Source organism: Rhizobium sp. CFBP 13644 (assembly GCF_014842165.1).
Classification (GTDB): Bacteria; Pseudomonadota; Alphaproteobacteria; order Rhizobiales; family Rhizobiaceae; genus Agrobacterium; species Agrobacterium tumefaciens_C.
Map to the genome: position 1 here is coordinate 227,515 of NZ_JACYVF010000003.1, position 21,882 is coordinate 249,396.

Below are 21,882 nucleotides of genomic sequence, written 5' to 3' on the forward strand. Positions count from 1 at the left end.
CTCTCGGGATGCTTGGATGAACTCTTCAGAAAAATGCGATGTTCTCGTCATCGGCACGGGCATCATCGGTGCCATGTCGGCCTTGTATCTGCAGAATGCGGGCAAGAGCGTCACGTTTCTTGAACGTGGCGAGATGGCGCGAGGCGCAAGCGCAGGCAATGCGGGAATCCTCGCTTTCCCGGAGATTATTCCGATCCCCGCGCCCGGCATCATGAGAAAAGCGCCGAAGTGGCTGATCGATCCCCTCGGCCCGCTGAGCGTACCGCCTGCTTATGCATTGAAAATCATGCCATGGCTCTGGCGCTTTTGGCAGGCCAGTTCTCCGCGCAAGTTTCAGCATGGCCTTGCCGTCCAGAAAAACATGATGCGGCTGGCCGCCAGCGAAATGCAGGCAGTGGCTGCAATGCCCGAACTGGCCCATCACATCACCAATACCGGTACGCTTGATCTCTACGACACGAAGGCAAGCTTCGATGCCGCGCAGAAAGATTGGGACGAGAAAGAACGCGCCGGGATTTCCTTCTCCCGTATCGGCAGAGCAGATATTGATCGCCTGCAATCAGGTCTCGCCCCGCAATTTCAGCATGCCGTGTTTACACCGGCGGGTTTGCAGGTTGGCGACCCCTATGGATTCACAAGGGCGATTGCCGATCTGGTGATCTCGCGTGGTGCTGCCCTTCGCAAAGGCGAGGCCATTCGCGTCGAGACCATCGGCGAGAGCACGATTGTGACGTTGTCGAATGGTGAGAAACTTGCCGCAGACAAAGTCGTGATAGCGTGCGGCGCCTGGTCCAAACCCCTTGCAGCATCCTTGGGCAACGCATTGCCGCTGGAAACCGAGCGTGGCTACAACACCACGCTACCAGCGGGTTCGTTCAACCTCACGCGCCAGATCTATTTTAACGACCATGCATTCGTTGTCACCCCACTTTCTTCCGGCATCCGTGTTGGCGGCGCAGTGGAGTTGGGCGGCCTTGAACTGCCCGCAAACTTTCGTCGCTCCGAGGCGATGCTGAAAAAGGCCGGGAAATTCCTGCCGGGTTTGAAAACCGAGGGCGGCAAGCAATGGATGGGCTTCCGGCCTTCCATGCCGGATTGCCTTCCCGTTATCGGCACATCCCGTGCCAGCAGTTCCGTGATCTATGCCTTCGGCCACGGCCATCTTGGTCTGACCCAGTCTGCGGCCACGGCAAAGCTCGTGACCGAACTTGCAACGGGCGTGGAGACATCCATCTCCATAGACCCATTCCGCGCGAGTCGTTTTGCCTGATCAGATGCGAAAAGGCCCGCTCTTTCGAACGGGCCTGATAGACCTTAGATATCAGAACGGTGAGTCCGGGAAGTAGAAGCTCTTGGCATTTTCCTTCGTGACGAGCGTAGCGTCCAGAATATAGGTTCCGCGAACAGGCACCTGATCATAGAAGTTGGCTGCGGTAAGCTGCATTGCAGTGGCCACCATGGCTGGCGGATAAAGAACGTCGACAGGGATCATCTTGTCGCCATCCATGACCTTCTTGATCATATCCTTGGAACCGGCACCGGCAACGACATACTGAATGTCGGTGCGCTTTGCCTGCTCGATGGCCTGCAACACGCCAACCGCCATATCATCATCCTGGCACCAGACAACATCGATCTTCGGATACTTGGTCAGATAGTCCTGCATGACCTTGAAGGCGTCGTCGCGGTTCCAATTACCGAACTGGCGTTCCAGAATTTTCACCTTCGATCCGGCAATACCCTTGTCGAAGCCATCCTGACGCTGCTGGTCGATCGGAATCGGCAAGCCTCTGATCACAACGACCTGCGCCTCAGGTGTGGTGTCTGCGATGTACTTGCCCGCAACTTCCCCCAAAGCCGGGTTGTTACCAGCAACATAGAGATCACGAACGGTATCGTCGTTGACGCTTGGCGCACGGTCCACCAGTGCCACGAACTTACCATTGTCCTTCACCTGCTTGATCGCGTTCACCAGTGGATCAGGGTCGGATGGCAGGATGACCAAGGCATCGATGCCCTGCGTCTCCAGATCCTGCACCGCATTTGCCTGGGTTGCAGCATCAGGCGATGTCTTGACGATGACATTCAGGCCGGGATGCTCCGCCATCAAAAGTTTGGCAACGCGCTCGGCATGGTAGACCACGCCGGACGTCCAGCCATGGTCGGCAGCCGGAATGGAAACACCGATTGTCACTTTCTTGTCCTGCGCCTGCGCGCCGCCTGCAAGCGCCAAGAGCGCAACAGTCACTCCCAATAGTCTTTTTCGCATGTGTCTTCCTCCCACATCAACAAAGGTCTTGGTTTCCTCACCCGGGCGACCCGTAGACCCGGTAACTCTATGATCGCCTCATCAGCGATCTTTGTACGAGCATCGCGATGATGATGATGGCGCCCTGGATTGCGCCGATCAGATATTCGCTGATGAAGTTCGAAAGCAGCATGATGTTGCCGACGAGTTCCAGAATGAACGCACCACAGATCGTGCCCCACACCCGGCCCGCGCCGCCCTTCAGCGCCGTACCGCCAACCACAACAGCAGTAATGGCCTGCAATTCCCACATCATGCCTGTTGTTGCCGAGGTGGAGCCAAGGCGTGGCACGTAAAGCAGTACCGCAATCGCCACGCAGAGGCCCTGAATGACAAAAGCAATCGTGCGGACGCGGTTGACGGAAACGCCGGAATATTTGGCAACATCACGGTTTGAGCCAACGGCCGTGACGTGGCGTCCATAGCGCGTGCGATAGAGAATGAAAGCTGCGATAGCCGTTACAATCAGGATGACCAGAATGGGGATTGGCATGCCGAGAACCGAGCCGAAATAGACTGGCCTGTACATCGTTTGCACCTGCGGATCGCGAAGCGTGATCGCCCCACCCTGCGACAGCCAGGTCGTCAAACCACGAAAGACACCCATCGTGCCCAGCGTAGCGATAAAGGGCTCGATCCTGCCGACTGTTGTGATCAACCCGTTCGCAAGCCCGCACAGCGACCCGGCGACCAGCGTGAATCCAACCGCAAGAACCAGCATCAACGCAGGGTCGGATACGGCGCCGGAGTTCATCAAAAGGATCATCAGACTGGCAACGAAGGCAACCATCGAGCCGACTGACAAGTCCAGATCACCCGCCGAAATCACGAATGTCGCGCCCACAGCAATGATCGCGATGAATGCGCTTCTCGTCGCCACATTGGCAAGGTTGTTGATGCTGATGAAATTCGGATTGACCATGGCACCGACAATCAACAGCAAGAACAACGCAACGAAGGGGGCAACGGCGCGCAGGTCTATGTCGCGGAGCGACCGCTTCGCCCGTCTTTCCTTGCCGTCTTCACTCTCACTCATACCCAAAACAGACCTCCCGCCCTGTAACACATCGGCTATGCTGCTGCCTTAGATTTCAGGCCTGCCGCATAACGCATGATTTCTCGCTCGTTAATTTCGTCGCCTTCCAGCATCCCGACAACGCAACCTTCGCGCATCACGGCAACGCGGGTACATAAGCCGATGACCTCCTGCATTTCCGACGATACGACAACGACCGAATGGCCATCCCGCGCCAGAGCAGAAATGAAATGGTAGATTTGCTGTTTCGTGCCCACGTCGATGCCACGTGTCGGCTCATCGATAATGATGATTTTGGGCTCGGTCTCCATGACCTTGGCAAGCAACAGCTTCTGCTGGTTGCCACCCGACATGCGCCCGACGACCACGCTGCCATCGCGCACGCGAATATCAAAGCGCCGCCGCGCCCGCTCCAGCGATTTCGCTTCACTGGATGCGCTGAGATAGCCAAACTTGCCGTGCCGCTCCAGAGATTGCAGGGTAAGATTCAGCGCCATCCCCGCATTCAGTAGCAACCCCTTGGATTTTCGGTCCTTGGTCATATAGGCAAGTCCAGCATCGATGGCCGCGTGCAAATCATGCGGCGGCAGGACTTTGTCGTTGACGATGACCTCGCCCGTGGAGCGGCCCCGCAGACCAACGATGGCTTCGGCGAGTTCGGTCCGACCAGATCCGATGAGCCCTGAAAAACCGATGATTTCGCCGCGTCGAAGCTCAAAACTCGCATCCTGCACGTAGCGTGTGGACAATCCGGTGACGCTGAGGACCACCTTTTCATCAACATCAGGCTCGCGCTTGGCCGGATAGAGGCTGGCAAGTTCGCGGCCCACCATCAACTGGGCAATCGCTTCACCATCCAGCATGGATGTGGGTGCTGTCTTGACCCAGTGGCCATCGCGCAGAACCGTGACACGGTCTGTCAACTCCATCACCTCATCCAGCTTATGGGACACGAACACGAAACTTGTGCCCTTGTCGCGCAATTTGCGGACCTGCTGAAAGAGGTAATTGGTTTCATCCCGAGACAAGACCGCCGTCGGTTCATCCATGAAGACGATGCGTGCATCGCGGCTAATGGCCTTGGCAATCTCGACCATCTGCTTTTCGGCGACCGACAACGTGCCAATCAGCGCATTTTCATCGACATGGCACCCGAGCTGGTCGAGAACTCTGCGTGTCTCAGCGCGCATAGCCTTGCGATCCAGCACACCGAACCGCGTCAACTCCCGCCCGAGAAACAGGCTCTCGCTGACAGTCAGGTGTTCTGCCAGATTGAATTCCTGGTGAATGATGACGATGCCGAGAGCTTCGGCCAGCCCATTGGCTGGCAGCTTTATAGGGGCACCATCCAGCAAGATTTCACCGCTGCTTGGCTGCTCAAACCCTGAGAGAACCTTTACGAGCGTCGATTTCCCGGCACCGTTTTCACCCATCAGGGCGTGGATTTCGCCGGCCTTCAGGTCAAAATTGACACTGAAAAGCACCTGTACACCGTTAAATGATTTTGAAATTCGACGCGCAGACAGCACTATAGTGCCGCCTTCAGACATGTCCTCACCCATGATTTCCTCCAGACGTCTCCCTCGTCTAGAGGCTGATGTAAACCTTTACACAGATGATGTAAAGGTTTACATTGACCTCATTCCACAGAATTGGCGTAATCTGCTTTGACCCATCGCCCTGTCTGTGTAGTGTCCCGGCACGCACATATCCGAGGCCTTCCTTGTCCACTTCCTCACCCGCCACAATCGAAGACGTTGCCAGAATTGCGGAGGTTTCCATCGCGACCGTTTCGCGGGCGATCCACAATCCTGAAAAAGTCGCGACTTCAACGCGGTTGAAGGTCAATCAGGCCATCGCCGTCACAGGCTACACGACAAATGCCATGGCGCGCAGCCTGCGGCTGGGTCGCTCCAACATGATCCTGGTTGTCGCGCCCGATATTGGCGATCCGAATTTTTCCAACATTCTCGTCGGGCTTGAGAATGAAGCGCGGTCGCACGGTTACGGCGTCCTGATCGGCCATACGCAGAACGATGCTCAACGCGGGTTGGAATATCTGAAGTTTCTCAACTCGAACCAAGCGGCCGGTTTAATCCTGTTCACCGGCATTCTGCCCTTTGGACATCAGGCCATGACAGCAAGGCTACCGCCAAGCGTCGGGGTGTTCGAACCGATCTATAATGGCGGCATTCCCTATGTGGGCGTGGATGACACGGCTGGTGCGCGCAAGGTGATAGATATGCTGATTGCCGAGGGACACAAACATATTGCCTTCATCGGCGATTCCCGCGTTCGCCTTGCCTATAGCAGGCGTCGAAAAGGATATGATGAGGGTTTGAATGCCGCTGGTCTGTCGCCCAACCCGGCCATGATTGTCGAAGGCGATGGCACGCTGGAAAGCGGACGGTTGGCTATCGAGCAACTTTTCATGCGCGATACGCTACCGACGGCTTTCATGTGCGTGAATGATCAAACGGCAATCGGTGTCATGATCGGCCTCACAGCGCGTGGCTATGATATTCCCAGTGACTTTTCCGTCACCGGCTTCGACGACATTCCCCAGGCCGTCTTCATGAACCCTGCCCTGACAACCATCCGCCAGCCGAGAACATCGATTGGCAAACACGCCATGGCACTGTTGCTAGACCTGCTCGGCGGACAAAAAGCAGATCAGCCAGAGATACTGCTGACGCCGGACCTCATTGTTCGCAATTCTGTTGCTGCGCCCGCCAGACGATGGGCCCAGAAATAGCAAACCAGGAAGCGCGGCTTCGGTTTTAGTTCGCGTCGCGGCGCGCTGGCTCGGCCTGCTGGCAAGCTGCCCATAGGAGCTGAGACTGAACCGCTGCCTGAAATTCCATAACTTCATGGCGCATGGCAAGCTCGTCATAACCAAGATTGGTGAGACGTGTGGCAAGCGCCCGGCACTCATCCCGCCAGAAACGGTTTGCCTCTTCGCCGTGGGTAACCTGAAGGGCCTGAACACATCGCTTGATGTCTGCGACGCGGTTTTTGGCAGGAAACGCAATTACTTCTGAACGCTTTGTCACACGCACACCTTACATCTTCGGGAATCACTCCCCTATCTTTACCCGTGACATAGTTAACGAAGTCTACAGACGCACTTCTGCAGCAAAGAACGTCCGCAACCACGCAGCACCTTGATGAAGGCGATGGGGACCGGTGCAATTTAATGCTTTCTCAACCCTGAGACCCGAAAGGCAGGCGACACACACTGAAGAACGGCGAAACAGAACAAATTCGGGAAAATTTTACCAACAAAGATTACCAAAGTTTCATCCTGCACGCATTAAGGGAAGTATAACTTTGTTGAAATGGCACGCATTTCGTAATATTATCCGGTGAAAAGAAGGCTAGAAAAATGCATTTCTCTACAGGGAGGCAATGCTTAGCGGAGGAGAATAATATGTACGCCCCGCGCGTTTTCATCAGCATGATGTGCGCATTGCTGGTTTTCGCTGTTGCGACGTACATTATTCATGGCTCATTCTTCACTAGCCTTATCCAGACATTGATCTGCCTTGTGATCATTCAGGTCGGTTACTTCATCGGCGTTGTCCTTCTTGTCGCGAAGGAAAAGCGTCGAATGAATGCAAGCTTCGGCTTTCAGAAAGATCTGCCGCCAGCGTTGGATAAGTCCGTTGCTGAAAGCATTACCGTTGTGCCAACGCACAGCCCGAAACTGAGTGATCTCTGAGTTTCCACCTTTCGCGCACACCATCGAAATTTTTGCAGGTGCGAAATAACGCCTGGACCTCCATACGCCTGACATTTTTTGCGTTAAATACAGTGGTAACGCAAAGACGCAGGAGTTTTTATGGCCGGGGAATTGCAATCGATCTGTGTGATTATTGCTGCGAAGAACGCATCAGACACAATCGCGACCGCGATCAAATCAGCCCTTAGAGAGCCTGAAGTCGCTGAGGTCGTCGTCATCGATGACGGTTCGACCGACGCAACATCTGCCATTGCCCAATCCTGTGATGATGGTACCGGGCGCCTGAAGGTAGAACGCTTCGAGGTCAATCGCGGCCCCTCTGCTGCACGCAATCATGCCATTCAAATCTCCACGGCCCCTCTAATCAGCATTCTTGATGCTGACGATTTCTTTTTCGCAGGTCGTTTTACGGCAATGCTTGAGCATGATGACTGGGATCTGGTGGCGGATAACATCGCCTTTATCAAGCAATCGGTCGCAGGCGCTGCCTCCATGGTTCCGGCAAACTTTGCGCCCGAAACGCATTTCCTGAAGCTCGTTGAATTTGTTGAAGGTAACATTTCCAAGCGCGGCGTTGAGCGCGGTGAGACCGGATTTCTCAAGCCCGTCATCCGCCGCTCGTTTCTCGAAACACATGGCTTGCGGTATGATGAAGCTCTTCGCCTTGGCGAAGATTACGAGTTATATGTCAGGGCGCTCGCCTGCGGAGCACGATACAAGGTGATCCGCAATTGTGGCTATGGAGCCATCGTGCGTGGAGATTCGCTGAGCGGACGTCACCGGACCGAAGATTTGCGCCAACTTTACGAGGCGGATCGAAAAATACTCGCTGAGTACCCATTGGCCCCTGATGAAAAACGCGCTCTTGAGGAGCACGAGCGGCATATTCGCGAGAAATTCGAGCTTCGTGACTTTCTGGATGCCAAGGCGAGAAATGGTCTGGGCGGAGCCTTGTCGCACACTCTGAACCGGGTATCGGCAGCGCCGGCGATTGCGCAGGGTCTATGGCGTGACAAAACTGCGCGTCTCCGCAAAAAGCCCGTTGAAGTGGCAGATATCCGGTATCTGCTGAGGGCAACGCCGCTCAACCATTGAGGCGAGCGGCGTCTTTCGCGTTTAGAAATAGTCCCGCTTGATCGTTTCCAGCACAGCCTGAAAGCGCTCTTTGCGCTCTTCCAGCCGTCCATCAGGGCTAAGTCGGGGCTCGGCACGGCTTGCTTGCCACAAGGCCAGAGTTGAAGGCGCGGCAAGAACTTGCTTTGCCAGCTTTTTCACCGAGAACTGTTCTGTCTGCGGACGCACCAGCACGTCGCCGTCATGGTGTTGGGACGATTGCTCTACGACCTCTGGCGGTGGTGGCGGCGGGAAGCTCATGCCCCAGAATTTCGAACCCTTCTTGGCTGCTTCGGCACGGGTCGAAACAGGCACGTAGCGCGGCTCGTATTTGGTGCCCACGCTGCCAGCCCAATCGCTCCACTTGAAGCTGTTGATCGAGGTTGATGTGCTGACCGCAACCCATGGCACGCGAAACGCATCTGCCAGAATTGCTCCGTGCATGGACTCGGCAACGATGAATTCCGACTGTGCAATGTGCTTGATAACCGCCTTGGCCTCGCCACGCGGATCAAGATAGGTGAGCCCCGCAGGTTCGCAGACTGTTTCCCACATGCCGAATTCAGCCGATTCCCAATGGGGAATAAACGTCTTCTTGTGCAGCTTGGGCAGATTTTTGAAGTCCGGCATCTCGGTTACCATCACCGCCGGGTCTACAATCCCCATTTCAGCTGGCAATCCTAGCTTTGCGGCGGTCATTTCACCGCGCACACAACGAATATCCCACAATTCCTTGTTGGAAATATCCGGCACCGCACCGTAGCCGTAACCGCTGCCGATGATAAGTTTACGCTGAGCGGGTGGGAAAAGAACATCGTTGAGAACGGTACCGACGCCGACCAGCAACACATCCGGGTGGACATCACGCAGGCCCGGCAGAAGGAAATCCCAAAGCCAGAGGTTAAGGTCATCGCCAAAATTGCCGTGATGCGATTCCCAGTGATATGGTTTCATGGACTACTCCTGAATGAAAATATGGTTGGCAGCGCCGCTCATTTCTGGCGGGCGAATTTGCCAGTTCCCAGTTCGAGCGCTGCCCGCAAAATAGCCGGGTCTCGCATCATCCATTTGAACAACAGGCCGAGCTCGGGTGCTTTGCGCTGCTTCAATTTGCCTGCCTGGCTCCAAAGCGCCTGCTTGCGCGCCGTGTTTTTATAGGATGCAATGGATGCAACATCGGCAGGACGCTTCGCAAAACGGCCCTGCAACGTATCCAGCGCCACCCAGGTGTTGAACTGCTGTCGCAGGAACTCCGGCGAGGTATTGTCGATGCTGTGGAAAATGTTCACGCCCATGCCGCGCATGGCGCCCGCATCATCGCACAGAAGCGTACACTTGGACGCCATGATGCAATCGCAGAAAAACAGCACGTCTTCTGCCGCAAGCCGCAAGATCGGATCAAAACGGATCTTCTCGAACAAGGGCCTGCCAATAACCATGCAGGAGAGATGCAGGAAGCTCCAGTTGCGAAGCATGACGCTGGCCAGATCCGGCAGTTCGATCACCTTGGGTGATTCGGAAAGCCGGGTCGCGTCTTCGTTTTTCTCGAGCTCGGAAATCGCGAAGTGGTAATAAAACTCGTCGCTCGCCTGCATCGATGCCCAGTAGCACTCGCCACTGAAGGTTTCGAGACTGTAGGCGGCATTTTTCAGGTGGTCAGGTATCCAGATATCGTCCGAATCGAGAAACGCGACATAGGCCGTATCAGCCGGAACATTATTGAGCCCCGTATTGCGTGCACCGCCGGGTCCCGCATTGGCCTGCTTGACAACCTTGATGCGATCTTGCTGCTCTTGGCTCAGAGCGGCAATTTCATTTTCAATCGGATAGGGCGATTCGTCGTCAACGATGACGAGATCGAAATCCTGAACAGTCTGCGCAAAAACTGATGCCAATGCACGACCAAGAACGCCATGCTGCTTTTGATAATAAGGAATAACGACTGTAAATTTCGCCATTGTTTCGCCCCTTGTGTTGATCAAGAAGTGTCGGGCCCGATAATAAGCGGCCCCGATGAGTGGCTAGTCCCCCCGCCAGCGTCCACCCCGCCGGCCTCCAAACGAATAGGATGCACGTATGCCCCCAGCTCCGAGCGTCAAGACGATTACCACGAATGTCGGTTGGAGCGTACTGTCAAAAACAGGCACATTCGGGCTTAAGTTTGTCACGGTACCAATTCTCGCCCGATTGCTGACACCGGAAGAATTTGGCGTCGTGGCAGTGGGCCTGACTGTTGTGCAGTTTCTGACCATGATTGCGGGCGCTGGACTGACCTCCGCGCTGATTGTGGAAAAAGAAGAAGACATGGATACGATCCACACCGTCTTCTGGGCAAATCTCGCGATTTCCTGCACCATGGCCGCAATCCTCTACTTTGGCGCGGAATTCTTCGGAGAGCTGCTTGGGGCTGTCGAAAGCGCGTATCTTCTGCGAATCATGGCGTTTCTCATCCCCATCCAACTGGCGGGCGATGTTGCCTACTCGCTGCTGGCAAGGCGCATGAATTTCAGCAAAGACGCCCTCTGGAGTATGTTGTCTGAGAGCATCGCAGCTGTTGTCGCTGTCATCCTCGCCTTGGCCGGTTACGGGGTCTGGGCGCTCATCATCCAGTTGTTCGCGGCGGCCTTCATCCGGCTGGTCGGTCTCTATGCCGTATCGCACTATCGTCCACGCTTCGTCATGAAGCCGAAGCGCCTCGTTCCGCTGTTGGGGTTCAGTTCGGGCCTGATGGGTTCGGAAATCGCCAACTTCGTCACCTTTCAGTCGCCGATGGTCGTGATCGCCCGACATCTGGGCCTTGCCGATGCGGGCGCCTACTCGGCGTCCAATCGCTTCGCCAGCATTCCCAATCAGGTGGTGCTCTCTGCCGTTATGGGCGTGCTTTTCCCAGCCTTCAGCCGCATGATGGATGACAAACAGCGCCGTCGCGATGCGCTGATGTTTTCGACTCAGGTACTGACCGTTCTCTTGGCTCCCATGATGTTCGGTCTGTGGGCGATTGCTGAACCCGCCATGCTGGTCATTTTCGGTCCACAATGGGCCTATGCCTGGCCAGTCCTCGGTCTTCTTGCCTTGTCCAAGGCAATACTCACGCCTTGCAGCACGTTTATCCCCTACCTCAAGGGCGCAGGCTATGGCCGCGTTCTGTTCTGGTCGGCAACCATCCGCGCCGTCGTCACCACACTTGTGGTCTGGCTTGCAGCGACTTATGGAACGTTGAATGACACCATGGTGGCGCTGTGCATCGTCAACGGCATCACGCTCTTTGCCTACTCATGGGCTGTGTTCAAGGCGAGCGAAATGCCGCTTCTCAAAGGCCTTTACATCAGCAGCCGGCCGATGGTGGCATCCTTCGTCATGGCGCTTGCGGTGCGGTACAGCCTGCATCTGCTCGAAGCCAGCCTGCCCCATGCTTACATGCAGGTTATCGTCGGTGCAGTGGTCGGTGGCGTTGTCTATGCCGCGCTGATTCTGTTGACCGAACGGGAGCTGTTGAAGAAGATTCTAGGCATGGTGAAAAACCGCAAATCTCAACCCGCCACACCGTAGCGGTGCCCTTTTTCGCCACAATCCGTCAGTCGTTTCGTCGGTAGATGCGATCACGTGACCATTTTTTGCGCTTCAATTTGTGCAATGCAGCATATTTTGGGGTAGCTGTTTCCACCCGTGATTTCATGGAAAAGATCTGCGCAAGTCTTTTTTTCAATTCAAAAACAGTAACTTGAGATCGCTTTCGATAACTAGGAGCCTCGCCTTCCAGAGATTCACCCCTCATATTTCGAGATGCATTTTTCTCGCATTGCCACATTTTACCCTCATGTAAAACCGAGACTCTATTGGTGGGCTTACGTTCGCTCTTGGTTGTCATGCGGTGATGGGAGACACCGCCCAATAAAGGGGAACTGATGTGACTTTTGATCAGAACCTGTCTTCCCGCATCAATCTGATGCGCATAGTTTTAATTTCAGGCATTGTTTTCGTACACGTGCCTCATAATCCTGAAACCAGCCCCTTTCTCGGGCTGTATGGTTTTTTTGACTGGTTGCGGGTTTTCCTGGGCGATGCGCTATTTCGCGTCGGTGTGCCGTGTTTGAGTGCCATCTCTGGTTATCTTCTGTTCCGTCGTGGCATCAGTGCGTTCGACTACTCAGCGACTGTAAAATCAAAGGCTAAAACCGTTCTGCTGCCATTCCTGCTATGGAACGGCGCGCTGTTTCTGGCCGTGCTTTTGATGCAACGCATTGGCGTTGGAGATGGCTATTTCCCTGACCTATGGAATGCATCGACGCGCGAAATCCTCAGCCATGGAGCCGCGGTTGAAGAACTTCCGGTCAATGTGCCTCTCTATTTTCTCCGCGACCTGTTCGTGTGCATCCTGCTGGCGCCGATCCTGGCATTTTTCGTGCGGCGCTTTCCGATAGCGACGCTCGGCGTGCTTCTTGTTGTGACTGCCTGGCCAGATCTCACGCTCTATATCGTGCAGAAAAAGTCCATTCTTTTCAGCTTTTCCCTCGGCATCGCACTTGCTTTGTACAAGGTTGATCTGAAAACTCTTGATCCTTACGCGGTCATCATCACTGCAGGGCTTTTCCTGGCTACTGCTCTTCTTGCCACAGGCCTCTACTTCACCGGACCTGAATTCACGTTCGAACTGAACCTGCTGCGCAATCTTTTGGCTGTGTTTGGTGCGGTGGGTTTGTGGGCGTCGTCATCGCTTTTGATCCAGAGCCGTATTGGGCAACGCCTTGCCAACACGGGAAGCCTTAGCTTCTGGATTTTCTGCGCCCACTACCCGCTTCTCGTCATCATGTGGATGGTCTGGAACAGAAGCGGACCGGATTTTTATCCCGCATTCTATTTTGGGGCTGTCCTACTTTCCTTCGTGATCCTAATCATCACCAATGCGCAGGTTCGCGCCAGGCTGCCATCCCTCTACGGTGTGTTGACGGGAAGCCGCGGCAAGAAACCGAAGCCCCCAACGAATAATTCCGCAACCGTGAAAGCTGACCCCCGCGGGCCGGCCGTCACGACACCCGTTCCACACAGACAAAGGTGAACCCATGTCCGCACGTCTTAGCAGCGTTCACTCGCGCTTGATCATATCAGCTCTTCTCATGTCTGGCCTCGGTGCATCCGTTGCCACAGCACAGGAGAGCAACGGCAAGTCTTTCGTCGAAAACTTCGACAGCATGGACCGCTCCTTCTGGTACGTATCCGATGGCTGGAACAACGGCCCACACCAGAACTGCACATGGTCCAAGAAACTGGTGAAGTTCGAAGAGGGCAAACTTCAGCTTGGCTTTCAGGAAGGCAAGGCTGGCGATCGTGAGTTTTCATGCGGTGAAATCCAGACCAAGGGTCGCTATCGCTACGGAACTTACGAAGCTCGCATTCAGACTGCGACAGGTTCGGGCCTGAACTCGGCCTTCTTCACCTATATCGGCCCGACCGATAAGAAGCCGCATGATGAAATCGACATGGAAGTGTTGGGCAAGAACACATCTCAGGTTCAGCTTAACCAATACATCTCTGCCAAGGGCGGCAACGAGAAGCTGATGGATGTCGCTGGCGGTGCGGACAAGGCGTTCAATGATTACGCCTTCGTCTGGGAGCCGACACGGCTACGCTATTTCTTGAACGGAAAGCTCATTCACGAGGTGACCGATCCTTCAAAAATTCCACAGAACCCGCAGAAAATTTTCTTCAGCCTGTGGGGCACCGATACGCTGAAAAGCTGGATGGGCAAGTTTGCCTATAGCGGCCCAACGATCATGTCGGTGGATCGTATGGCGTTTACGGCGCTTGGCGATAAGTGCCAGTTCCCGGAATCGGTCGCCTGCCTGTCAAACTGACGAAACAAGAATGCCGTTTGATCGTTGATGCCAACATATTGTCCCAGGACCTTTTCATGACGCAAATTCTTTACCTCGCCCACGACCTTGCCGACCCGGCCATACGCCGGCGCGTCATGACGTTGCAGGCGGGTGGGGCACGTGTCAGCCTTGCAGGCTTTACGCGCGGCGAAAACAGGCTTGCGACTGTGGATGGCGTAACACCGATCGTTCTGGGCGAGACTGCAGATGGGCGGTTTGCGCAGCGGATCGCCTCGATTATCAAATCAAGCGCATCATTGCGCGGCGCGATGCACGCTGTGCCAAAACCCGATGTAATCATCGCCCGCAATCTCGAAATGCTGGCGCTGGCCCGGCGGGCCTCGGCCATTTTTGGGTCAGATGTACCTGTCGTCTATGAGTGCCTCGACATTCACCGCCTGCTGCTGAACGAAGGACCGGTGGGCAAGCTGGTAAATGCCGCACAGCGTTATTTTGCCCGCAACGCGAAACTGCTGATCACAAGTTCACCTGCCTTTGTAAGCCATTACTTCGCACCTAGATCCGGCCTGCATCTACCGGTGCTGCTGCAGGAAAACAAGGTTCTGATGCTGGATGGTGGAATGCAGACGCAGCCCGAGCCGCGTGCGCCCAAAGCTGGTGAGCCATGGAAAATCGGCTGGTTCGGCGCACTTCGCTGCCGCAAATCACTGGAAATCCTTGCAGATTTTGCCAAGCGCATGGATGGCAAGGTCGAAGTGATATTGCGCGGACGTCCGGCCTATTCGGAGTTCGATGATTTCGATGGCTTCGTTGCGAAAGCGCCGCATATAAGCTTTCAGGGTGCTTACAAAAACCCGGAGGATCTGGCCGCAATCTATAACGAGGTGCAGTTTACCTGGGCCATCGACTTCTTCGAGGAAGGGCAGAACTCGAGCTGGTTGTTACCAAATAGGCTCTATGAAGGCTGCCTCTATGGCACGCTGCCTATTGCCGTTGACGGCACTGAAACGGCCAATTTTCTGAAGACGAAAAACATCGGCCATGTGCTGGATATTGCCGATGCAACGACACTACAAGCGTTTTTCGAGAGCCTGGGAGAGCAAGCTTATCTCGAAAAATTCCGAGATCTTGCCGCGATCGACCCTAAATACTGGGTGACCGATCATCAGGATTGTATCCAGCTCGTTCACAAACTCGCCTCCCTGGCTGCGCCGCACAATGGCCGCGCCTTGGAAGCCAAGCTTTCAACAGTTTGACGGGGGTCAAAGTCATGAAGTCGCAACCTGTTCCAGACATCAAAACTCTCGTCGTCATCCCGTGCCTCAATGAGGCCAAGACGATCGATGATCTGCTGCTGAAGTTCGCCAGCACTCTCAACCACGCTGGCGACCGCGTCATCGTGGCCGATGGTGGAAGCACGGACGGAACCCGCGATATCGTGGCAGCTTTTTCACGGCAAGACCCTCGCGTCATCTTGCTGGCCAATCCGAAGCGGATCCAGAGTGCTGGCATTAACCTCGCCGTCGAGATGTTCGGGGAAGGTTACGACTATCTCATTCGCATCGACGCCCATGGCGACTACCCGGATGATTATTGCCAGCGACTGATCGAGGATGCTGTCAAAACCGGGGCAGATTCGGTTGTCGTCGGCATGGAAACAGTCGGCCATGGCACGTTCCAGAAAGCCACGGCCATGGCGCAGAACTCCAAACTAGGCAATGGCGGTTCCAAACATCGTGACGGTGCGAAAGGTCATTGGATCGATCACGGACATCACGCGTTGATGCGCATATCTGCTTTCACCGCAGTGGGTGGATATGACGAAACGTTCAGCCACAATGAGGATGCGGAGCTGGATTACCGCTTGAGAAAGGCTGGCTTCAGGATCTGGATGACAGACAAGACGCGCATGACCTATTATCCTCGGTCCAATGTCAGGCCGTTGTTCAAACAATATATGGCCTATGGTCGCGGACGAGCTAAAAACCTGCTGAAACACAAGTCCTCGCCGAAAATCCGTCAGATGATTCCGCTTGCCGTGATGCCCGTAGCAGTCTTTGCATTGCTTGGTGTGTTCCACTGGGCCGCGATCATCCCACTCTGCCTTTGGATTGCCGCATGCGCTGGCTACGGGTTGTGGATGGCAATTGCACAGAAAAATCCATACGGTCCGCTTGTGGCGTTTGCAGCCATGGTCATGCATTTCGCATGGTCAACCGGCTTCTGGCTTGAGCTTGCTGGCTCTGTCACCACACCTGCGCCCGTGGTGGGAAAGGCCGTATCATGACAGATACCCTGCCCGTGCCTACACCTCTTAAAATCGATATCGGCATCTGTACCTACCGCAGGCCCGCTGTCGTCGCGACGTTGACATCCTTGTTTGAGCTCGATGTTCCCGCGGGCGTTACCGTGCGGCTGATCGTGGCCGACAACGACGCAGAGCCCAGTGCCAAAGCCACAATCGACAATCTGCGGGCGGTCTCGCCCTTAGATATCATCTATGTTCACTGCCCGAAATCGAACATCTCAATTGCCCGAAATGCTTGCCTTTCCGCTTGCGAAGCGGATTACCTTGCCTTCATCGATGACGACGAGACCGCTCCAAGGGAGTGGCTCTCAGAGCTGCTGCAAACCGCGCGGGAAACGAGCGCTGAGGCTGTGCTTGGTCCGGTGACCGCGATCTACAAGACAACGGTTCCGGGCTGGATGCGCAAGGGTGATTTCCATTCCACCTTTCCGGTCTGGGTCAAGGGTGACATCATCACCGGCTATACATGCAACACGCTGCTGAAAATGAGTGCACCTTCTGTATCAGGTCGACGCTTCGCCCTCTCCCTGGGGCAGAGCGGCGGCGAAGACACGCATTTCTTCTCGCACATGCACGCCGATGGCGGTCGCATTGCTTACGCTGAAAAGGCGGTTCTTTCCGAACCTGTGCCGGACACCCGCGCAAGCTTCAAATGGCTTGCCAAAAGGCGCTTCCGCTCTGGCCAGACCCATGGGCGCCTGCTGGCCGAAAGTAAGCCGGGGCTTCGACGCGTTCCACAAGCCACCACGGCAGGAGCCAAGGCTGTGGCATGCGCTGGCCTGGCGCTGCTTGCCATTTTTGATCCGGTTCGCCGTAACCGGCAACTGCTGCGTGTGGCGCTGCATCTCGGCTCGGTCAGCGGAGCAGTTGGTGTCAAGGAAATTCGCCAGTACGGCACAGTGGAGGCGACATGACGGAAGCCTCGATACAACCCGATGTTACATTCGTAATCGCAGCCTATAATTCGGCCGCGACAATTGTCCCGGCTGTTCAGAGCGCGCTGGATCAGGCGCTGGTTACGCTGGAAGTTATCGTGGTGGACGACAAGTCGAGCGATGCCACCCGCGAAATCATCAATGCATTTACGATGAACGATCCCCGCGTGCGGCTCATCGCGCTGGACGAAAATGTCGGTCCCGGCGGTGCGCGCAATGCCGGAATAGAAGCTGCAACCGGCAGATGGATTGCGGTGCTGGATTCCGACGATGTCATTCTTCCCGCACGCACATCCCGCATGATCGCCCGGGCCGAGCAGACGGGGGCAACTATTGCCGTTGATAATCTCGATGTCGTTTACACAGATGGTCGGCCGTCCGAGACGATGTTCGAAGAGGCGTTCTTGCAGCAGCGCGGGACGCTGACACTTGAAGATTTCATCGCCTCCAACATCCTGTTTCGTTCGACGTTCAATTTCGGCTACATGAAACCGATGTTCCTGCGCGAATTTCTGAACGCGCAGGGCCTGCGTTTTCGCACCGATCTTCGCATTGGTGAGGACTATCTGCTGCTTGCATCCGCGCTCGCGGCTGGCGGTTCGTGCGCCATCGAGCCTACGGCGGGTTATGTGTATAACATCCGCGAGGGTTCCATTTCGCGCGTCCTCGAGCTCCACCACGTAGATGCCATGATGTCGGCAGATGCGGACTTTCTGGAACGCTACCCGCTCTCACCCGAAGCGACAAAGGCGCAGACCCTGCGCACACGCAGCCTTGTGGAGGCCCGGAATTTTCTGCTGCTGGTCTCCGGTATCAAACGCCGGTCAATCGGTGATGTTCTGAGGATCGCGGCACGCAATCCTGCGGCGCTGCGCCATCTTCGCATGCCTGTAGAAGTGCGGTTGAAAAAACTTCGCGATTCGATCTTCTCATCGCGCGCTCACAGGGCCGGCAAAAGGCAGACATCTTGAGCGCGCGCCCAACACATTTAATCAAGGAAACGACCGTGAAACCACACAAGGCTCCAACAAAAGCGTGCAGCGTAGCGGGCATGATGATCGTGCCAGTTTCTCATCACGAATGCCGCATAAAAGCAGCCTGACTCAAACAGTAATGGGAGGCGGGGAGGCAGGAGAACGGCCTTCCCGTTCGCCGTATTTAAGTACAAGGTGGGTCCATGCACCATAAGACCTTTAAATCGAATTTAAACTTTTCCGACGCGTCCAAGGACGCCGATACGTTCATCGATCTCGATCGGCTTTGGGCTGCGGTGATGCGCAGAGCAAAGATCATCGCAGCTTGCGTTATCGCCATGATGATCCTGGCGGGCGCCTATCTTCTCTTCGCCACGCCGGTCTATACCGCGATGACCCAGGTTCTGCTGGACGATAGCCTCTCCCGCTATGCAGAAGATGAGAGCCCCGTGCCTGCGGCCCAGATCGTCGACAATCGCATTGCCAGTGCCGTCGAAATTCTGAAGTCCAAGGAAATGGCCCTGACGGTGGTGGATAAAGCCGCCCTTGATGCCAATGACACCATCGTCAATCCACCAAAGTCACCGGTGGACCTGGTAAAATCGTCGATCAAGGTCGTGGTCGATCTCCTGACCCCGAACTCACCGCCCGCTTCCGAGGAAGCCATGCGCAATGGTCGCCGCGAAAAGGCTGCAGCGGTGATTCAGCAGGCGCTGACAGTCGAGCGCGTCGGGAGAAGCTCGGTCATCGCGATCTCCATTCGCTCCATTGACCGGCAACTTGCCACGCAGATCGCCAAGACCTATGCCAACTCCTATCTGACTGAACAGCTGAACGCGAATTTTGATGCCACGGAACGCGCTTCCGTATGGCTTCAGGAGCGGCTGACAGACCTCAACCAGCGCTCTCAGGCCGCGTCGCTGGCTGTTGAAAAATACAAGGCTGCCAACAACATCGTGTCGTCACGCGGCGAGTTGATGTCCGAAAGCCAGCTTTCAGACTTGAACGGACAACTCATCGCAGCGCAGGCCGATGCGGCAACCGCCTCTGCGCGTTATACGCAGTATAAATCCATCACGGATCAGGGCCCTGACAATGCGGTCAACAATGCCATTGTTTCCGCGCGGGACACTGACAACACCGTAATTCAGGATCTTCGCAAGCGTTACATCGCCATTTCCGACCGTGAACGTGGCGTTGTCCAGCAATTCGGCAAGGATCACCCTCAGGCCATCGCGCTGGAAAGCGAAAAGGGCGACCTCGCCCGCCAGATCTATCAGGAACTGTTGCAACTGACCGGCGGGTTCAAGAATGAGTTCGATGTAACCGAGTCTCGCGTCCAGTCGTTGCGCGAAAACATAGACCGCGTTGCAGGTCGCAACTCCGAAGCCAACATGACTTTGGTCAAGCTTCGTGAACTTGAACAACAGGCGGCCGCCCTCAAGACGCTCTACGAATCCTATCTCGGCCGCTTCGAAGAGGCATCGCAGAAGCAGTCCTTCCCGATTGCCAAGGCGCGTGTGATCTCAGAAGCTGGCCTGCCGACTGCGCCGTCCAGCCCGAAAAAGACGATGACCATGGCACTTTCAATCGTGCTTGGTCTGATGTTGGGCGGGGGCGTCGCAGCAGTTCTCGAATTCCGGGATCGGTATTTCCATACCGGCAATGATGTACGCGACAATCTGCGCATGCGGTTTCTGGGGTACCTGCCCTTCATCGGTGAAAAAGGGGTGGAAACGACAAAATCCGAAACGGGGGCTGCCATGCCGGAAATCCCCGACACCGACATCGAGGATAATGGGCAGGTCTCGTTCCAGAAAATGTTGCGGCTTGCGGTCGATAGTCCGCGCTCCAGCTTTACCGAGACTCTGCGCAACGTGAAACTGACCGCAGACGTGGTCATTCAGGAAAAGCAGTGCCGCGTGATCGGCGTGATTTCCTGCCTGCCCAACGAAGGTAAGTCCGTTGTGGCTCTCAATCTGGCAGGCCTGATTGCGACGACCGGCAAGCGGACGCTCGTCGTGGATGCCGATATTCGCAACCCCGGCCTCAGCCGCATGCTGACGACGCGCCAATCTGCAGGTCTGGTGGAGGTGGTGCTGGATGAGGTTCCATGGACCAAGGCTGTGAAGATGGATAGCCGCACGAAAATGGGCATTCTGCCGGTTTCGACCAGCAATCAGTTCGCCCATTCCAGCGAACTTCTAGCATCGTCGGGCATGCGCAAGTTTATGGAGTCGGCCCGCGAAGCCTGCGACTACATCATCGTTGACCTTGCCCCCGTGGTGCCGGTCATCGATGCCAAGGCATTTGCTTCGCAGGTCGATGGCTTCGTATTTGTTACCGAATGGGGTAAGACACCTATACAGATGGTTCAGAACCTGATGAACCACGAGCCGGAGATTGCCAGCAAGACGCTCGGGATTGTGCTGAACAAGACCGACATGACGGAGCTGCAACGCTATGCAGGGCCCGGCGGCTCAGAGCACTATCACGATCAGTTCTCGGCCTATTATGGCGACGCCAAAAAGCCGGTTGCCGAGCCGGCCTGATCCCCAAGCTGAAATGCCCGCCTTGTGCGGGCATTTTTTTGGACCTCAGAGCGCAATATTCGCTGGATTTGAACCGTTCTTTTCCGCATTGATGTGTTCGCATCACATCAGCGCAGGATCATCTTACCCATGGCGTCTACCATTGCTTTCGTCTCCCGCTCGCCCGACGCCGATGCAGAAGAGTGGGTTGCCATGCTTTCGCAAGCTCTGCCTGGCGAGGTCATCCTGCCATTTCAATCCATGAATGATGAGCAACGGGCGCAGGCGCAAATCGCCATCGTAGCCAACCCGGACCCTGCCGATATTGCCAAGCTAACAGGGGTCAAATGGATCCATAGCCTGTGGGCCGGCGTCGAGCGTCTGGTATCGGAGCTCGGAACTCTTGCGCCACCCATTGTGCGGCTGACCGACCCGGAATTGTCCCGCGTCATGGCGGAAGCTGTCCTGGCCTGGACCTATTACCTACACCGCGACATGCCTGCCTACCGCGACAACCAAAAACACGCGCTTTGGCAGGAGATCGAATATCGTCACCCAAGCGATGTGACTGTCGGCATTCTGGGGCTCGGCGCTCTTGGCGTGGCTGCCAGTGAACGCCTGCTTAACGCCGGTTTTGAAACCATCGGCTGGAGCCGTTCGGCCAAGACGTTGGACGGCGTGGAAGCCCTTTCTGGCGAAGACGGTTTGTCAGAACTTCTGGAGCGCAGCGATATTCTCGTCTGCCTTGTTCCCTTGACGGTCGAGACGCGCGGGCTGCTGAATGAACGCCGCATCAGACAGATGAAACACGGCGCATCCATCATCAACTTCGCACGCGGAGCCGTCATCATTGGCGATGATCTCATCAAGGCGCTGGACGACGGACACCTATCGCACGCGGTTCTGGATGTTTTCGAAACCGAACCTCTGCACCAGACTTCGGTCTTCTGGAACCACCCGAATGTGACTGTTCTGCCCCATATCTCTGCGCCGACAAATCGCAAGACCGCCGCGAAAATCGTGGCAGCCAATATCCGCAGGTGGCGGGAAACAGGCCAGTTGCCAGCAACCGTGGACATGACCCGCGGTTACTGACGCAGC

At 55.7% G+C, this 21,882-nt stretch carries 19 protein-coding genes; 13 read left to right on the forward strand and 6 right to left on the reverse strand.

The window, feature by feature from the left end; translation table 11 throughout:
* The first annotated feature begins 16 nt into the window (after positions 1-16).
* Positions 17-1,270: an NAD(P)/FAD-dependent oxidoreductase gene (locus IFT53_RS10540; RefSeq protein WP_192064665.1), complete on the forward strand. Its 1,254-nt coding sequence runs from the start codon at positions 17-19 to the stop codon at positions 1,268-1,270.
* A gap of 51 nt (positions 1,271-1,321) precedes the next feature.
* Here the strand turns inward: IFT53_RS10540 and IFT53_RS10545 are convergent, their stop codons facing one another.
* From IFT53_RS10545 to IFT53_RS10555, 3 genes are all read right to left on the reverse strand, one after another.
* Positions 1,322-2,269 carry a substrate-binding domain-containing protein gene (locus IFT53_RS10545; protein WP_192064666.1) on the reverse strand — a complete coding sequence of 316 codons (948 nt, stop codon included), beginning with the start codon at positions 2,267-2,269 and terminating at the stop codon, positions 1,322-1,324.
* Positions 2,270-2,336: 67 nt separating this feature from the next.
* Positions 2,337-3,344, reverse strand: a complete 1,008-nt coding sequence (locus IFT53_RS10550) for an ABC transporter permease (RefSeq protein ID WP_192064982.1) — start codon at positions 3,342-3,344, stop codon at positions 2,337-2,339.
* Between the two features lie 35 nt (positions 3,345-3,379).
* Positions 3,380-4,906 (reverse strand): sugar ABC transporter ATP-binding protein, encoded by a 1,527-nt coding sequence (locus tag IFT53_RS10555; RefSeq protein WP_192064667.1) that lies wholly within the window; start codon positions 4,904-4,906, stop codon positions 3,380-3,382.
* A gap of 161 nt (positions 4,907-5,067) precedes the next feature.
* On the opposite strand from IFT53_RS10555, the gene IFT53_RS10560 reads away from it, so the two are divergent.
* The gene (locus IFT53_RS10560) at positions 5,068-6,099 is read left to right on the forward strand and encodes a LacI family DNA-binding transcriptional regulator (RefSeq protein WP_192064668.1); all 1,032 of its coding nucleotides are present in this window, start codon (positions 5,068-5,070) and stop codon (positions 6,097-6,099) included.
* 25 nt (positions 6,100-6,124) lie between these two features.
* Here the strand turns inward: IFT53_RS10560 and IFT53_RS10565 are convergent, their stop codons facing one another.
* Positions 6,125-6,397 (reverse strand): DUF6074 family protein, encoded by a 273-nt coding sequence (locus IFT53_RS10565; protein WP_042616706.1) that lies wholly within the window; start codon positions 6,395-6,397, stop codon positions 6,125-6,127.
* Between the two features lie 377 nt (positions 6,398-6,774).
* Here IFT53_RS10565 and IFT53_RS23965 point away from each other — a divergent pair, with 377 nt between their 5' ends.
* The gene (locus tag IFT53_RS23965; RefSeq protein WP_192064669.1) at positions 6,775-7,065 is read left to right on the forward strand and encodes an exopolysaccharide production repressor protein; all 291 of its coding nucleotides are present in this window, start codon (positions 6,775-6,777) and stop codon (positions 7,063-7,065) included.
* Between the two features lie 120 nt (positions 7,066-7,185).
* On the forward strand, positions 7,186-8,181 hold the full coding sequence (locus tag IFT53_RS10575; RefSeq protein WP_192064670.1) for a glycosyltransferase family 2 protein: 996 nt from the start codon (positions 7,186-7,188) through the stop codon (positions 8,179-8,181).
* Between the two features lie 21 nt (positions 8,182-8,202).
* Here the strand turns inward: IFT53_RS10575 and IFT53_RS10580 are convergent, their stop codons facing one another.
* Both IFT53_RS10580 and IFT53_RS10585 read right to left on the reverse strand, forming a co-directional pair.
* Positions 8,203-9,153 (reverse strand): polysaccharide pyruvyl transferase family protein, encoded by a 951-nt coding sequence (locus IFT53_RS10580; protein WP_192064671.1) that lies wholly within the window; start codon positions 9,151-9,153, stop codon positions 8,203-8,205.
* A 38-nt stretch (positions 9,154-9,191) separates the two neighbouring features.
* Positions 9,192-10,157 carry a glycosyltransferase family A protein gene (locus IFT53_RS10585; protein ID WP_192064672.1) on the reverse strand — a complete coding sequence of 322 codons (966 nt, stop codon included), beginning with the start codon at positions 10,155-10,157 and terminating at the stop codon, positions 9,192-9,194.
* Positions 10,158-10,275: 118 nt separating this feature from the next.
* Between IFT53_RS10585 and IFT53_RS10590 the strand changes: the two genes are divergently transcribed.
* From IFT53_RS10590 to IFT53_RS10630, 9 genes are all read left to right on the forward strand, one after another.
* Positions 10,276-11,748 carry a lipopolysaccharide biosynthesis protein gene (locus IFT53_RS10590; protein WP_192064673.1) on the forward strand — a complete coding sequence of 491 codons (1,473 nt, stop codon included), beginning with the start codon at positions 10,276-10,278 and terminating at the stop codon, positions 11,746-11,748.
* A gap of 358 nt (positions 11,749-12,106) precedes the next feature.
* Positions 12,107-13,255 carry an acyltransferase family protein gene (locus IFT53_RS10595; RefSeq protein ID WP_342365800.1) on the forward strand — a complete coding sequence of 383 codons (1,149 nt, stop codon included), beginning with the start codon at positions 12,107-12,109 and terminating at the stop codon, positions 13,253-13,255.
* A gap of 4 nt (positions 13,256-13,259) precedes the next feature.
* Positions 13,260-14,051, forward strand: coding sequence for an endo-1,3-1,4-beta-glycanase ExoK (gene exoK, locus IFT53_RS10600; RefSeq protein ID WP_192064674.1), 792 nt, complete (start codon positions 13,260-13,262; stop codon positions 14,049-14,051).
* 56 nt (positions 14,052-14,107) lie between these two features.
* Positions 14,108-15,289, forward strand: coding sequence for a glycosyltransferase (locus IFT53_RS10605; RefSeq protein WP_192064675.1), 1,182 nt, complete (start codon positions 14,108-14,110; stop codon positions 15,287-15,289).
* Positions 15,290-15,303: 14 nt separating this feature from the next.
* Positions 15,304-16,320 (forward strand): glycosyltransferase family 2 protein, encoded by a 1,017-nt coding sequence (locus IFT53_RS10610; RefSeq protein ID WP_192064676.1) that lies wholly within the window; start codon positions 15,304-15,306, stop codon positions 16,318-16,320.
* Positions 16,317-17,255 (forward strand): glycosyltransferase, encoded by a 939-nt coding sequence (locus IFT53_RS10615; protein ID WP_274604078.1) that lies wholly within the window; start codon positions 16,317-16,319, stop codon positions 17,253-17,255. Before IFT53_RS10610 ends, IFT53_RS10615 begins: the two co-directional genes overlap by 4 nt.
* Positions 17,252-18,247 carry a glycosyltransferase family 2 protein gene (locus IFT53_RS10620; protein ID WP_192064677.1) on the forward strand — a complete coding sequence of 332 codons (996 nt, stop codon included), beginning with the start codon at positions 17,252-17,254 and terminating at the stop codon, positions 18,245-18,247. Before IFT53_RS10615 ends, IFT53_RS10620 begins: the two co-directional genes overlap by 4 nt.
* A 206-nt stretch (positions 18,248-18,453) precedes the next feature.
* Positions 18,454-20,802, forward strand: coding sequence for a polysaccharide biosynthesis tyrosine autokinase (locus IFT53_RS10625; RefSeq protein WP_192064678.1), 2,349 nt, complete (start codon positions 18,454-18,456; stop codon positions 20,800-20,802).
* A gap of 129 nt (positions 20,803-20,931) precedes the next feature.
* A complete protein-coding gene (locus IFT53_RS10630; protein WP_192064679.1) occupies positions 20,932-21,876 on the forward strand; it encodes a 2-hydroxyacid dehydrogenase in 945 nt (314 codons plus the stop codon).
* The last annotated feature ends 6 nt before the right edge of the window (positions 21,877-21,882 follow it).

Bases quoted from the DNA above. Each gene is read 5' to 3' on its own strand.
- IFT53_RS10540 (WP_192064665.1), top strand. From the start codon at position 17: ATGAACTCTTCAGAAAAATGCGATGTTCTCGTCATCGGCACGGGCATC.
- IFT53_RS10545 (WP_192064666.1), bottom strand. From the start codon at position 2,269: ATGCGAAAAAGACTATTGGGAGTGACTGTTGCGCTCTTGGCGCTTGCA.
- IFT53_RS10550 (WP_192064982.1), bottom strand. From the start codon at position 3,344: ATGAGTGAGAGTGAAGACGGCAAGGAAAGACGGGCGAAGCGGTCGCTC.
- IFT53_RS10555 (WP_192064667.1), bottom strand. From the start codon at position 4,906: ATGGGTGAGGACATGTCTGAAGGCGGCACTATAGTGCTGTCTGCGCGT.
- IFT53_RS23965 (WP_192064669.1), top strand. From the start codon at position 6,775: ATGTACGCCCCGCGCGTTTTCATCAGCATGATGTGCGCATTGCTGGTT.
- IFT53_RS10575 (WP_192064670.1), top strand. From the start codon at position 7,186: ATGGCCGGGGAATTGCAATCGATCTGTGTGATTATTGCTGCGAAGAAC.
- IFT53_RS10580 (WP_192064671.1), bottom strand. From the start codon at position 9,153: ATGAAACCATATCACTGGGAATCGCATCACGGCAATTTTGGCGATGAC.
- IFT53_RS10585 (WP_192064672.1), bottom strand. From the start codon at position 10,157: ATGGCGAAATTTACAGTCGTTATTCCTTATTATCAAAAGCAGCATGGC.
- IFT53_RS10590 (WP_192064673.1), top strand. From the start codon at position 10,276: ATGCCCCCAGCTCCGAGCGTCAAGACGATTACCACGAATGTCGGTTGG.
- exoK (WP_192064674.1), top strand. From the start codon at position 13,260: ATGTCCGCACGTCTTAGCAGCGTTCACTCGCGCTTGATCATATCAGCT.
- IFT53_RS10605 (WP_192064675.1), top strand. From the start codon at position 14,108: ATGACGCAAATTCTTTACCTCGCCCACGACCTTGCCGACCCGGCCATA.
- IFT53_RS10610 (WP_192064676.1), top strand. From the start codon at position 15,304: ATGAAGTCGCAACCTGTTCCAGACATCAAAACTCTCGTCGTCATCCCG.
- IFT53_RS10615 (WP_274604078.1), top strand. From the start codon at position 16,317: ATGACAGATACCCTGCCCGTGCCTACACCTCTTAAAATCGATATCGGC.
- IFT53_RS10620 (WP_192064677.1), top strand. From the start codon at position 17,252: ATGACGGAAGCCTCGATACAACCCGATGTTACATTCGTAATCGCAGCC.
- IFT53_RS10625 (WP_192064678.1), top strand. From the start codon at position 18,454: ATGCACCATAAGACCTTTAAATCGAATTTAAACTTTTCCGACGCGTCC.
- IFT53_RS10630 (WP_192064679.1), top strand. From the start codon at position 20,932: ATGGCGTCTACCATTGCTTTCGTCTCCCGCTCGCCCGACGCCGATGCA.